13 protein-coding genes are annotated in these 14,419 nt (G+C 40.8%); all 13 read right to left on the bottom strand.

Features of this window, described 5'->3' with window-relative positions; all coding sequences use genetic code 11:
• Positions 1-46: 46 nt before the first annotated feature.
• Positions 47-1,060: an NAD(P)-dependent alcohol dehydrogenase gene (locus JQM82_RS11105; protein ID WP_235250397.1), complete on the bottom strand. Its 1,014-nt coding sequence runs from the start codon at positions 1,058-1,060 to the stop codon at positions 47-49.
• Between the two features lie 17 nt (positions 1,061-1,077).
• Positions 1,078-2,052, bottom strand: a complete 975-nt coding sequence (locus tag JQM82_RS11100; protein WP_235250396.1) for an ABC transporter permease — start codon at positions 2,050-2,052, stop codon at positions 1,078-1,080.
• Positions 2,053-2,055: 3 nt separating this feature from the next.
• Positions 2,056-3,567, bottom strand: coding sequence for a sugar ABC transporter ATP-binding protein (locus JQM82_RS11095; RefSeq protein WP_235250395.1), 1,512 nt, complete (start codon positions 3,565-3,567; stop codon positions 2,056-2,058).
• Positions 3,568-3,657: 90 nt separating this feature from the next.
• Positions 3,658-4,803 carry a sugar ABC transporter substrate-binding protein gene (locus JQM82_RS11090; RefSeq protein WP_235250394.1) on the bottom strand — a complete coding sequence of 382 codons (1,146 nt, stop codon included), beginning with the start codon at positions 4,801-4,803 and terminating at the stop codon, positions 3,658-3,660.
• A gap of 178 nt (positions 4,804-4,981) precedes the next feature.
• The gene (locus JQM82_RS11085) at positions 4,982-6,331 is read right to left on the bottom strand and encodes a DUF4340 domain-containing protein (RefSeq protein WP_235250393.1); all 1,350 of its coding nucleotides are present in this window, start codon (positions 6,329-6,331) and stop codon (positions 4,982-4,984) included.
• Positions 6,328-7,743 carry a GldG family protein gene (locus JQM82_RS11080; RefSeq protein ID WP_235250392.1) on the bottom strand — a complete coding sequence of 472 codons (1,416 nt, stop codon included), beginning with the start codon at positions 7,741-7,743 and terminating at the stop codon, positions 6,328-6,330. The genes JQM82_RS11085 and JQM82_RS11080 overlap by 4 nt, the downstream gene beginning before the upstream one ends.
• Positions 7,743-8,447 (bottom strand): ABC transporter permease, encoded by a 705-nt coding sequence (locus JQM82_RS11075; protein ID WP_235250391.1) that lies wholly within the window; start codon positions 8,445-8,447, stop codon positions 7,743-7,745. Before JQM82_RS11075 ends, JQM82_RS11080 begins: the two co-directional genes overlap by 1 nt.
• Before the next feature lie 13 nt (positions 8,448-8,460).
• A complete protein-coding gene (locus tag JQM82_RS11070) occupies positions 8,461-9,402 on the bottom strand; it encodes an ABC transporter ATP-binding protein (RefSeq protein ID WP_235250390.1) in 942 nt (313 codons plus the stop codon).
• Between the two features lie 19 nt (positions 9,403-9,421).
• Complete coding sequence (locus tag JQM82_RS11065; protein ID WP_235250388.1) at positions 9,422-10,204, bottom strand: SDR family oxidoreductase; 783 nt, start codon at positions 10,202-10,204, stop codon at positions 9,422-9,424.
• Positions 10,205-10,215: 11 nt separating this feature from the next.
• Complete coding sequence (locus JQM82_RS11060; protein ID WP_235250387.1) at positions 10,216-11,181, bottom strand: substrate-binding domain-containing protein; 966 nt, start codon at positions 11,179-11,181, stop codon at positions 10,216-10,218.
• Between the two features lie 126 nt (positions 11,182-11,307).
• Complete coding sequence (locus JQM82_RS11055) at positions 11,308-12,078, bottom strand: DeoR/GlpR family DNA-binding transcription regulator (RefSeq protein WP_235250386.1); 771 nt, start codon at positions 12,076-12,078, stop codon at positions 11,308-11,310.
• Between the two features lie 208 nt (positions 12,079-12,286).
• Positions 12,287-13,609 (bottom strand): transaldolase family protein, encoded by a 1,323-nt coding sequence (locus JQM82_RS11050; RefSeq protein WP_235250385.1) that lies wholly within the window; start codon positions 13,607-13,609, stop codon positions 12,287-12,289.
• A gap of 14 nt (positions 13,610-13,623) precedes the next feature.
• Positions 13,624-14,319: a deoxyribose-phosphate aldolase gene (deoC, locus tag JQM82_RS11045; protein WP_235250384.1), complete on the bottom strand. Its 696-nt coding sequence runs from the start codon at positions 14,317-14,319 to the stop codon at positions 13,624-13,626.
• Positions 14,320-14,419 lie beyond the last annotated feature (100 nt).

Here is a 14,419-nt window from a genome sequence, read left to right as displayed (position 1 = left end):
TCTTTCTTTTATATTGATTACTTTTTAATTACTTTTTATTTACTTTTTATTTAAATTCAATGACAACCTTTACTGCTGATGGGTCTTCCGAAGCAATATGGAACGCTTCTTCAACTCCATCCATAGAAAACGGAACACGATGTGTGATCAGTTGTTGTAATTTTTCCTGATTATCTTTCAGAAGATCAAGTACCAGCGGATAAGTATTGGAATAACGGAAAGAAGGAACTATCGAAATCTCCTTACATACGTAATCCACCATATCCACTTTCTGAATCTCCGGCCCCATGCCGATCATGGCAATTCGTCCACCAGGTTTGATACATTTTACTGCCAGATTATAGCAGGCATCTGCTCCTGTTGCTTCATAACCAAAATCAAATGTGTTATCCGGGATCTGATCCTTCAGGGTATTTACCACCTGGTCTGCGCCCATCTCTTTTGCCCATTCCAGTCTGTCGTCACGAATATCAGCTACTGTAATATCCTTACAGCCTGCTGCTCTTGCCGCAAGCAGGCAAGTGATACCGATGATTCCGGCACCAAAGATAATTGCTTTTTCACCAATAGCAGGTTTGATCCTCTGTGTAGCAAAGAGGCCTACAGACAGAGGCTCTGCCATTGTAGCAAGACCATAATCTTTGATCTCATCCGGGATCTTAAATACATAGTCTTCGTCATAAGCTATTTCTTCTACCAGAACACCATCATCCGGCGGAGTTGCAAAGAACACGATATTCTGGCACAGATTATAACGACCTTTCAGACAATGTTCACATTTCATACATGGAATCCCCGGCTCCAGAACCACTCTGTCTCCGACAGCGAACTTTGATACCTTTTCTCCGACAGCAGTAATCACTCCGGAACACTCATGGCCAAGGATCATAGGTTCTTCTACCACAAACTGTCCGATACGTCCGTTTTTCCAGTAATGAACATCTGAGCCACATACACCGACAGCTTTCATCTGAACCAGTACCTGATGCTCGCCGCACTCAGGCTTCGCCAGCTCTTTTTCTGAAAATGTATTTATTTTATCCAAATATATCGCTTTCACGCTTTACCCCTCCAATCTTATTCTTTGTTAGACAGACGAACTCGGAAGGAGTCAATCAGAACTGCAAGCAGAATGATAAGACCTGTTGCTGCCTGAACATAGTAGGAATCCATTCCGAATACCTGAAGACCTACCTGAATGAAGTTCAGAAGCAGTACACCACCGAGAACTCCTGATACTTTTCCAACACCTCCGGCAAGAGAGGTACCACCGATTACAGCTGCTGCAATGATATCCATCGAATAAGAGGATCCGAACACACTGTTGATAGATCCCATCTTAGAGGAAAGCATCAGACCTGCAAGACTTGCCATCAGACCGGATATGGTAAATGCTGCGATTCTGATCCGATCCACATTAATACCGGACACTTTTGCACATCTTGCATTTCCACCTACTGCAAAAAGGCTTCTTCCAAGAGCAGTTCTGTTCCATACAAAGTACATTGCTACATATACCAGCAAAAAGATAATTACAAGGTAAGGAAGAAATCCACCGATTTTTCCCTGTCCAAGGATGGTATAGCCTTTTTCATTAATCGTAATGGTACGTCCTCTTGTAATTGCAAGCACAACTCCGGCTAACAGAGTATTCATTGCCAGTGTTTCAATCAACGCAACTGCTTTCAGCTTTGCAATCAGAACACCATTCACAAATCCCAAAAATGAACCTACCACCAAAATGATAAGCATCGCGATCGGAATCGGAACAACTCCATTCTTGAACATCAGGATACCTGATGCTGCAGATACTGCCATGATACCTACACAGGAAAGGTCAATGTCACCAAGAAGGATTGTTCCCGCAAGACCGATGGTCATAACACCCATTACAGAAGCCTGCATTGGGATATTTAAATATAAGTTTATGTTAGTAAAAGGATTAAAGTAATTTGGTTTCAAAATGATAAACACAATAATTCCAATTAACAATAATACCCATACAATATTATCTATTACCTTTAATTTCCAGTTTTTTGTATTCTTTTTCATGACTTAAACTGCCCTCCGATCTCGAATATTTACTATCATGTCGGAAGATAAATTCTCATTTTTCATATCCCCGACTATCTTTCCTTCGTTAAATATGACTACCCGGTCAACGATACGAAGGAGCTCATCAAAATCGTTCGTCAGATAGATTACGCTCATACCTTCATTCGTCAAATCCTTGATCAGTCCCATAATCTCTTCTCGACTCTTGATGTCGATACCAATCGTAGGCTCGTCCAAAATCAGCAAAGTCGGATTTACTGCCAATACCTTTGCCAATACTACCTTCTGCTGATTACCACCGGACAGACTTCCACTGGTCGCGTAGATAGACTGTGTCTTAATAGCAAGCTGCTTTACATAATCATCGGCCAGCTCAACTTCTTTACTATTATCCAACAGTCCAAACTTACCTTTTAATCGGGTCTTCAGACAGGATAAACCTATGTTTTCTTCCACACTCATAATCGGGACAATACCCTCTGCATGTCTGTCGTTTGGAACCAGACAGATCTTATACTTCAGAGCATCCGTAGGATTCTTAATATCAACGTCTTCGCCGAGAACCTTAACCTTTCCACTCTTCTTTTCCATTAATCCATAAAGTGCAAGACATAATTCACGTGCTCCGGATCCTGAGAATCCCACAAATCCGACAATTTCACCACGATGGATCTTAAGATCCGTCGGGTCCAGGAATTTAGCGCTGATGCCTTCGCATTCTACAGCCACCTCTTCATTTACTACTTTATCTTCATCACGGTATGTCAGTTCAACATCTTCACCTGCAATAATCTTGGCAAGCTCCATCTGTCTGTCATATCCGTCACCTTCCCCAACATTTCCATCATAAGCGCATCCGTCACGAAGTACGGTAATAGCATCGGATACCTGAAGGATTTCTTCCAGATAATGGGAGATCAGGATAAATGTAACCCCATTTTCTGCATGTTTTTTTACAAAACGGAACAAATTGTTCCTGTCGTCAATTGAAAGTGATGTCGTAGGTTCATCTAATATAATTAATTTACCGCCACTGAACAGTGCACGGATAATATTCAGTTTTCTCTGTTCTACAGGTGTGAGCCTGCGAACAAGCTCATATGGATCAACCTTCAGACCAAATTCGTCCAATACTTTCTGTGCATTTTCATGCATTGCTTTGCGATCCACAAGTTTGAATTTACCTCTTGGCCATAATCCAAGGAAAATATTCTCTGCTACATCCATATCCAGCACAACACTTGCATGCTGCGTAACAAGTTCAATTCCTCTGTCCTGTCTCTCTTTAAAGCTCAGGTTCCCTATATCATTCCCTTCGAAAGTAACCTTTCCGTTCGTCTGCTTATATACACCTGCAATAATATTTACAATTGTACTTTTTCCCGCACCATTTTTACCAACAAGGGAATGAATAGAGCCCTTTGTAATTGAAAAATTAATATCTTTGAGAGCAACTGTTTCTCCGAAATTCTTATTAATGTGCTCTACTTCCAGTATTACTTCTTTTCCCATATGAAAGGTTCTCCCTTCTTTGTCAATCCGGTAAAGCCTATGGCCCTACCGGATTGATACTTTAACCATTGATTCATTATGTAGACAGTTCTAGTTCTCAACAGCTGACATGTCGTATTCGATTCCTAATACTTCCTCTGCAACGATACCCCAGTGACGTGGGTCAGTACAGTTCTCAGGATTGATCTCGTATGCAGGAACTTTTACATACGGACCAGCATCGGATTCGATAATTTCACATTTTTCCCAGTAATAATCAGAGTTCTCATATGGTCCTAACGGAACATCTTCGCCCTTCATGGAGTATTTCTCAAGCATTTCAACAGCGATCATACCATAGGAATATCCATCCTGTGCGATAGAATAATCATAGTATCCTTCTTCGATGAACTTGTTAGCAATTGGCTCACCATCGATAGTAACAACGATGATATGTCCATCTTCTTCACGTGTAAACCACTTGTTTTCCATCTTAAGAGCTGCTACGAGACCCTGTCCAGGGTTATCAGATGGAGTATGAAGAGCATCAATCTCAACACCAGAAGCGAACTGGTTCAGTGCTGCATCCTGAGTTAATGCGATCTCACCTTCTGCCGGAACTGCAATATAGTTGATGTCCGGATATTTTTCGAATGTAGCTTCCATACCTTCTTTTCTTAATCTCCAAGCTTCAGAACTCATAGCGCCGTAGCAGTTTACAACTGTTCCTTTTGGCTCGCCATATTTATCTGTTAAAGCTTTTGCGATTGCTTCTGCTGCAAGACAACCAGCATCATAGTTATCAAATGCTACTGTAACTGCAACATCACCACCTGTAAGAGGTGTATCTACGATACCAACCGGAATACCTGCTGCTACTGCCTGGTCTGCTGCTGCGATCAAACCTTCAGAGTCGATAGAGTCTGCGATAATAGCTGCCGGTTTCTTGTTGATAAAGTTTACAAACTGATCAAACTGTTTTGCACTGTCCAGTTTTGCATCAGATGCCTCGAAAGACCATCCTCTGTCTGTACAAGCTTTTTCTGCAGATTTCTGACAAACTGTCCAGAAATAATAATCAAGACCTTTATTTGCGAAACAAACTAATGTCTCATCGCCACTGTTCTCTTCTGTTGCTGCTTCAGAATCCCCTTCATCTGTTGCTTCCTCTTTGCTTCCGCATGCTGCCATGGAGAAAATAAGGGTAAGTCCCAATGCTAACCCTATAACCTTTTTCATAATGTTCATCTTTTTCATCTTTTTACCTCCTTTGTTTTTTATTTTGTTCCATGAGTACGCTTCTTTTTAAGATGTTTTCTGATATTTCCTCAGACTTCAGGGTTTTCATCTTCCTCCTTTCAATGAAAATGTTTTTCTCAACTCCCGTTGACTTCGTTATTATCTATGTCACATCTTTTGTACTCAAAAAAACCTGTTATTGAAACGAAGTCTGAAATTCTTCGAATTCTTTTCTATTAATATAGGCAGTTCCTGTCTTCTCCAGATCCACCTGCACCAGCTGTGGATTATTTTCAACTTCCCGGAACGTCATGATCTGCTGATACGGCGGCGACAATCTGTCTATCGTTATCGTTCCCAATATCGTTCCCTCTCCGGATGCAGATGCTTCAATCCGCTCTGCCTTCGTATCCGTAAACCAGCTGACGATAGAACTGTACTGCGCTCCTGTAATCATTTCCTGATCCAGATAATATCTCTGTCCTCTTGTATTACTGTTTTCAGCCGTCTCCCATTCTGCTTCAAGAACATGTACCTCTCCGCCAAAATCAATCGTACATGTTTCAATGGATGGAGTTTCATAGTAATAAAGTGTCAGATCGATCAGATCTTCCGCCCGTTTATCTGCAATCTGTAATATTTCTTTACTGATCAGATATATATTGTCCAGATAATTTGTCTTGCAATATACATAATTCCCTTCGGTATTTCCAAAGTAGATGATCATCTCACTGTCATAGGTATCATATAAGCTTATAGACGGCAGTTCCTCTTCTGCTGCGTCCAGGCCACTGCTCTCCAGCGTCACAGATGCATCTGTTCTTTTCAGAACATCATTTTCTTCTATCGTATTGATCAGATCATTCACTTTTTCCGTATCTGCGATCCATCCGTAAGGCTTAAAGATATTCCAGTAAAAATCTCCTCCTGCCCTTGGAGACTCTGAACGATTCATGGATACGATTCCATCTTCCGGAGAATACAGACTGATTCCCCTGATCTCATCAAACTTCACCCCATTAAGTGCCACATCATAGAGCGATTTCACCATTTCCAGAATATCCTCTGTTCGCTGATAATCAATCAGGCATATACTTTTCCCCTGGTCCGCAGACAGATACATTCCGAGATTATCAATATCCTTCCCAAGAATATATTCATATTCCTCTCCGTCATCATAAGACACACGTACCGTATATGATGAATCATCGATCCCATACTCTTCCTTTTCATCCGCAGTTGAGGCGTTCAGCTTTTCTTCCGCCTTCATGTACCCAAGAGTTGCTGTATATGGCGCAAAGCGATCATTATCGTACGAGCTTCCATCATCCCCCATCCAGGACTCTTCGCCTTTGGTAAAGATCAGGGTCTGACTGTCTTTTCCGCTATTAATAGCGATGGATGTAATATTCTCCGTTCCCTTTGTACATATCCATCCTTCACCACTATCTGTTTTGCTCTGATCATCCGCAGTCAGATAATAAATCCCGCATGCAATGATCACTATCAGAATACCCGCAACAATAATCTTTCTCTTTTGTTTCATCGGCTAAGCCTCCTGCGCCAGACAATCGTCCCAAATATCAATATCAGAATCGGAATTACTGCGATCACCAGAACCATCAGCCTGTAGCTTGCTGCTGTACTCTTTATGTTCAGTGGCGCTGAAACCAATGTTTTTGGCTGGATTACAACTGATTCTTCCTTTCCGGAAGTCCATGCTACAGAATCCATAAAGAGCGCAATGTTTCCATCATACTTTGCATTATCTAACGTCGATACAAAATCATTATTTCCCATCAGAAGCATCTTCGCGCCTGTCTGAGAATTTTCTGCAGTTACGCCAAGCAAAAACGGTCCATCCGTATCGCCTTCTTCTTTTTCCAGAGTTTCCGTATACGGATTCACTTTTCCATAGCTGCTCTCTGAACTGTATGCAATTGGGGTCAGCTCAATATTATCTTTATCTTCAACTGAGATACCTCTGCATCTTGGAAGAACAACACCCGCATCAGCTTCGACAATAGATCGGAGCACCGGACTCTCTTCATTCAGTTCAGGCTTTATCATAATCTGACTGTTCAGATAGTATTCACTGTCTGCTTCAACAATCAGGTCATCTTCTAAAATCAATCCAAAATCTTCAAATAATTTCCCAAAATTTTTCAGTTCGCCGGCAAGCGGGTTAATCAGATATACCGCTCTGCCTCCGTTATCCATAAATTCTTTTGTAATCTGATACTCTTCATCTGTCAGATCTGTAGTCGGTGACAGGAACAACAGGCAGTCCTTGTCAGTTAATGCTGTATCATTATAAACCAGGTCATAAGAAGCCACTTTATAACCATCACTTTCCAGAGTATCTGCCAGATAATATTCTTCCGTTACATTCATCTCTCCATGACCTGTAACAAAATATGCTGTCGTCTGACTTCCTCCCTGAATGGAAGCAATTGCAGCTGTTATGCGCTGTTCCGCAATCATGCCGGTTGCATACAGCTGATCCTCACTAAGTTCCCATTCATATAAGTCCTGTCCGCTGATCACGCGGAATTCCTCACTGTTATCATCCTGTATGATCAGAGATGAAGCTTCGATACTTTCTCCATCCGTCTCATACTGCTGTAAAAAAAATGGTTTTTCTACAGGATCAATGTTCACTGTCTGTATATGATCACTTTCCTGTTTGTATCGCTTTAATATTTCTTCAATCGTCAGATCTTCCTGTCCGGATTGAAATGTGGTGTATATCGTAATATCCTTATCTAAATCTTTCAGAAGTGCTTTTGTTGTATCTCCTATGGAATAGATCTGACTGTCTGTTACATCCCAACGAAGATCAAATTTGTCCTCTATCTTCTCTGCTACCAAGGTAATTACAACTGCACATATCACTATGAGAACTACAAAACCAAAGAGGACTGCATTTTTAAAACTCTTTCTGTCTTTCTGTTTCATTACTTTGCCCTCCTATATTTCATAACTGCAATGCTGAGGCTGAGAAACACAACGGAAAAAGAAATATAATATATTACAGAAGCAATTCCAAAGGTTCCATACTGATATGGTTTGAATCTCTCAAACAATGAAAACCACTGAAGGAATGACGTTACAGCTTCCACATGAATTTTTGAGATGATCAGATCCAGACAGAGCAGGAACAATAAGATGCCGTAAGTACAGATTGCTGCCGTCAACTGACTTTCTGTTATTGAAGATGCAAACATTCCGACTGCAATAAATGCCATGCCAAGGAAGAAAAAGCCTATGTAACCATTGACAATAAGTGGTACTGATATAGTTCCGTAAATCAATAAGATGACAGGATATATCAGGGTGAAACACAGTGTAACAGCAAAAACACTTAAAGCAGCCAGAAATTTGCCGACAATAATGAACGAAAGCGAGGTCTTTGTTGTCATCAGCAACTGATCCCTCTTAGTCTTCTTCTCTTCTGACAGAAGCTTCATCGTCAAAAGGGGAGAAGTCAGCAAAAATACGTAGATACAGTCATTGAGTGTCGTATTAAATTCCGCACTCAGTTCATTGATGTTATTGACTGAAAAAAACACTCCCGCCAAAAACAAAAATGCACTAACAAATACATATCCCAGCATTGTATTAAAATATTCCTGAAATTCACGTTCAAAAGTCGCTCTCATATCTTATCCTCTATTACTTGCTATACTCCGCTGATGTAAGATTCAGGAAAACATCCTCGATTTCCTCCTGCACCGGAATCATCTGAAGAAGCTCTATATGATTCGCTGCCGCTGCACAGAACACTTCTTCTCTGATATCTCCCGTATCTTTATCAAAGCCAATCTCCCAGTCACTGCATCCTAGTTCTCCCTGGCCCTTGTATAGATATTTGCAATCAGCTATTTCCTTTAAAATGATGTCTTCAAACCGGTCTTTCTGGGCTTTGACTCTTACAAATATACGATTCTTTCCCGAGTGGTTTAATTCTTCCATACGACAGTCTTTGATCAGACTGCCTTGATTCAGAATCAATATTCTGTCACATATCTCTGCGATTTCCGCCAGAATATGCGAGCTGATGATGATTACATGATCTTTTGCATATTCCTTTAATAAAGCCCGAATCTCCACCACCTGAGACGGATCAAGACCTACCGTCGGTTCATCCAGAATCAGTATCTTCGGTTCTCCAACCATCGCCTGTGCTATGCCTACTCTCTGCTGATATCCCTTTGACAGGTTGCGGATCAACCGATTTTCCACAACATCCAGGCCTGTACGTTTTATGATGTCATCAATCGATGAAGCAGCATTTTTACCAGAAACTCCCTTTAGTTTGGCAACGTACTCCAGAAATTCCCTGACTGACATCGTGTCATACAGAGGTGGCTTTTCCGGAAGGTATCCAATCTTGCCCTTCACTTCCTGTGGTGCTTCATCGATTGATAATCCGTCAACACATACATTTCCTGCCGTAGCAGGCAAATACCCCGTGATAATATTCATGAGCGTACTTTTACCTGCTCCATTTTTTCCCAGCAAACCAATGATACTTGCGTCTTCTATCCGAAAAGACACATCATTTAAAGCAAGTTTATTGCCATAATATTTTCTAACATTCTGAAGCTCAATCATATTACACGTTCCTTTACTTCTACCAAATAGTATATCCGCCATCGATCAGGATCACTGATCCTGTCATATATGTAGATGCATCGCTTGCCAAGTATACGGCTAACGGTCCAAGTTCCTCTGGTCTTCCCGGACGTTTCATCGGAGTCATGGAATTCCAGCGTCTTGCCCACTCGCCATCCTCTACATAAGTTTTGTGAACCAGTTCTGTATCCATATATCCGGGTGCAATTGAATTCACTCTGATTCCGTATTTTACCCACTCAGCTGCCAGCGATTTTGTCATATGTGCAACACCGGCTTTGGAGGTATTATAAGATACCTGTCCCTGTGGATCATTTACGATAAAGCCGGACATAGAAGATACATTGATAATATTGCCGCCTTTCTGTTCAATCATGATCTTTCCAACTGCCTGAGACATATACCATACGCCATTCATATTGATGTCGATTACCTTGTGCCAATGCTCAAGCGGAACATCTTCCGCATTCTCATTGATACAGATTCCTGCATCATTCAGAAGAATATCAATGTGTCCCCAATCCTCATGTACCTGTTTCACTGCTTCCTGACAGGATTCTGCAGAAGCTACATTCACTTTGTAAGCTTTTGCCTTTACCTGATACTGCTCTGCAATCTCACTTGCAGTTACTGCAGCCTTTTCTACATTCAGATCCAGAATCGCGATATCTGCACCACAATCCGCCAGCGCCTCAGCCATCGCTCTTCCAAGTCCCTGCGCAGCTCCTGTTATCACTGCTAACTTTCCGTCCAATCTGAATAAATCTAATACATGCATCATTAATTACCTCCTTAATCATATATTTCTGAAGATATATCATCTCCATAATATGTTCCGTTTCCTGAAGAACGTAAGGTTCTATAACCTTCTATACTGGTTGTAATAACCTCATCGTCTTCTTTCACACTGCCTTCCAGTGCCCGATATCCCACTTCAAGCGTTGCTTTCAGAAGATTATCTCTATTCCAGTAAAACAGAGCATCTACCGTCCCCGCTTCAATGGCTGTATTCATCAATTCCGGAGTCCCTATCCCTACACTTACAATGTCATTCCCTGTATCCTGTATCCACTGAGAAATTCCCAGCCCGTTGCTGTATGAAAAAAACAGTGCACCCCTCATACCATAGGTACTATATAGAGACTCCGTGATATCATAAGCATCCTGAATGCCTGCTCCCTCCTGAAGTCTGGAAGCCGGAAGCATCTGCAGATAAGTATTTTTCTGTTGATTGACACAAGCCGTCTCTTCCTGCATTACAATATCAGAATCTTTCGTTGGCACAATCGTCACATATTCACCAGATTGCCCCATTAAACCGGCGAACACATCCATCATAGATGAACCCAGTTTCTGATAGTCACATGGCTGGATCGTATAATCCGCCTCCAGTCCAGCTGCTCCCTGCATCGCGACTACCAGACTGCCCTGTGATTTTGCATAATCAAGAATCGAATATAACTCGTCATCGCCTAATGGTTCCACAACGATGAGATCCCATTTATTATTTCTGATTGAATCTTCAAGAACTTTTTGCTGCTCCCAGACCGTCGACATCTCTGGTGCAACAATCTCTATAGAAATACTCTTTTCCTCTGCCCACTGTTTTGCTGCTTTTTCTGAATTCTCATAATCCAGCGTATTCTGACCGCTAAGTACGACCAGAACATCCGCATTTTTGCTGCTGCATCCACTTATCAGACAAACAGACACTATCAGCAGTGCACATACCCCAATGTACTTGTATATAGTTCTCACATTATCGCCTCTTCCCGACATCAGCAATTATCCATACTGATTCAACAGCGGAACGGAGAGAAAAGATTATTTAGAATATATTTGAATATATTTGAATGTATTTGAATAATTACAGACTATTGTACTCTATACCACTGTATATCTAATTCCGGCATTTTCAATGATCCGGATCCATTCATCCGATAGATTTCTATCTGTAATAATCAGATCAAATGCATTGATTTCGCATATAAAATTCTCATAAACCTGTCCAAACTTACTTGAGTCAACAAGAAGTATTTTCTCCATACTTGCTTTCAGTATTTCTCTCTTGCTTTCGACTTCATATGTGCTGGTACATGTAGCTCCCAGAGAGTCATGTATCCCTGCTGCGGAAACAAATACTTTTCTGGCCCTTGTTCTCCGAATCAACTCCAGGCTTTCCCTGCTTTCAAACATCAATGTCTGCGGATGAAAATAGCCGCCGCCAAAGATAAGGGAAATATTGGATTTTCTATATAAATGATTCAGAATATTAATGTTATAGCATAACACCGTAGCATTAATATCCTCCGGGAAATGTGCCGCAAGTCTTTCTGTTGTGGTTCCATTATCAATGATGACAATATCCCCGTCTTCAATCAGCCCCGCCGCATACAAACCGATCTTGTCTTTCGTACTGTAATTTTCCGCACTGGCATCATTCAAATTATAGATTTTGTTTTCTTTTTTCGTTGCATTTGCAAATACAATTCCTCTGATGTTCTGTACAAACCCCTGCTGCTCTAACTCCTGGATGTCTCGTCGGATTGTCAATTCAGAAACTTTGCAAATTCCCGATAACTCCCTGATTGATATTCTTTCTTTAGAATTCACCAGGTTTAACAATTCATTTCGTCTTTTTTGCTTCTTATCCATAGATTATTAATCTCCTTTTCATGTGATAAAGCAGGTTTAATTCACACCGTTTCTCATTATCACACAAAAAATTGATTTCGCAAAGATATTATTTCCATTATTTGCCAAAAAACCGCTAAAACATCCCGTTTATTCCTGTCATTTGCTTTTTATACATGTACGCCTCGCTTTATTACACACAAGGCGTACATGTTTATCTACGGCTGTTTTATCTCTTGTCAGCAGTATTGTTAACTGCATTCAGGAATCTGCGCTGATATGTAATAATCTGTGGTGATGAAGTATACTGTGCAAAATAAATTGGTTCTGTTGTGATTACAATCTTATCCAGCACATCTCTAAATTCATCTTCAACAAGCAGCTTATCAAGTTCCGGATACTCTCTTGTACCGGCAATAGAACAGATAATAAGTCTTGTATCTTCAAGATTGCTATCACGCAGCATACGAAGGTTATGACGTACGCCGTCCATTCCATCAAATCCTCTTACATTATCAAAGTCTCTGTAAGTCAGTGTCTCACGTGCAATCTTCTCAACTTCTGCAAGATCAGCATCTTTCGCTGATTCCGGAAGGAAGTCAACATCAACAAAGTAGCTGCGAAGATTTTTCAGGAACTGAAGATCTCTTGTTGAATCAAATGCGGAAAGCATTCCTTTTACATAAGTACTGGTCAGCATTCTCTTATTGATAAAGCTGTTGATGAAGTAAGGCTTAGCCTGCAAAGCCATACCCGTCTGCCATGGTTCAAACATCAGCGTATAGTTAACACGGAAACCTTTTTCTTTCAGCTTCAATGCAAGATTGTGGCTGTAGAAGTAATCTTCTGTTGTTCCGGCATTGTGTGCAACCGGCATCTTCTTGTTGCCTTCAATCAGATAATGTGCATTATCTCTGTTCACAACACCTGTATGTGGAACCTTGATTACTACACGATACTCTGAAAGCATCTCTTTAAAATGTTCTGCCTCTTCCAGAAGCTGGTTGATATCTGCAAACGGATCATTAAATTCAACACTGATATCACATCCAGGTCCAAGAATATTGCCGATTTCCTGCATTACTTCATCACGGTTTTTAAATTTATTTCCAATATTCTCCTTTGGATTATTAATGAAGAGGTCATAAATGATTCCCGGATTACATGTCAGGTTGGCAATCAGATCCTTCATCGGCGCAACTTCATACGGGTTTGCTGTATCTGCCGAGAACAGGAATGGTGTCGGTCTCTTAATACCATTCTTGCCATAGGAGATATCTCTCTTTAAATCAATCATCAGTTGCTTATTTGCAGACAGATTATACTCAACACGGAATCCTGCAGGCGTCTCTCCTTCCGGTACCTTAAAAAGGTCAATTACTTTTTTAAACTCAGGAGTTACACCGATATATTTTACCTCGTTGGATAAAAACTTATACTCTTCAAAATCCAGTTCTTTATTAATCGCACGGCTGATGTATTGTTCATCACCGTCTACGCATTTTACCTTGTCACCCAGAAGGGAATTCAGGAAATAATGTACGTTATACATTGCTGTCATCCTCCTTATTTCTCTATTGTTTTCAGATAATCTTCATACTGCTGGGTCAGGATACCTGCGCTTCTTGTTCCGCAAAGGCTTACTCCCATATGTTCAAACATGAACAGTGTTGCTGGAAGTGCAAATGTTCTCGGAACTCCGGATACTTTAATCTTAGTATTACCGGACAGATTCTCTTTCATGATCTGAACATGTTTCATATCTGGGAATGCCTGTGTTCCTGTTGCTGTTTTTACGTATGTAATGTCATGAGCACAGCAGATCTTTGTCAGCGTTGCAATCTCTTCATCACTGAGGAATCCAACTTCGAAGATCAGTTTGCTGTCGCAGTTTGCCGCATTACACATATCTGCAAAAGTCTTTACTTCATCTTCAACCAGCTTCAGATTTCCATCTTTCAGTGCACCAACGTTGATAACCATATCACAAGCGGAGCAGCCTGCCTTTAACATCTCATCTACTTCCAGGTATTTCACCTTTGAAATGGCTGTACCATATGGAAATCCAATTACAGCACTGTGTCCAACACCTGTGCCTGCCAGCTCTCTGCGAGCCACATCAATCCAGCATGAATTTACATTCACTGAATTAACCTGATACTTTGCTGCTGTCGCACAAGCTTCAACTACTGCTGCTTCCTGCACATTTGGTGCTAAAAGTGCTAAATCAAAATGTTTTGCAAACTCTCTTACCGTTAACATAATTACCCTCCATTTTATGAATATTTGTTTCCTCTGTTATGTTTCATATATTATCATTTTATTGTTAAAATGTCAACACTTTTTGAATATATATTATCAT

Origin of the sequence: Faecalicatena contorta, assembly GCF_021531995.1 — a bacterium.
In the GTDB taxonomy this organism is placed as follows: domain Bacteria; phylum Bacillota; class Clostridia; order Lachnospirales; family Lachnospiraceae; genus Dorea_A; species Dorea_A contorta_A.
This window is presented reverse-complemented; position numbering and strand designations above follow the sequence as displayed.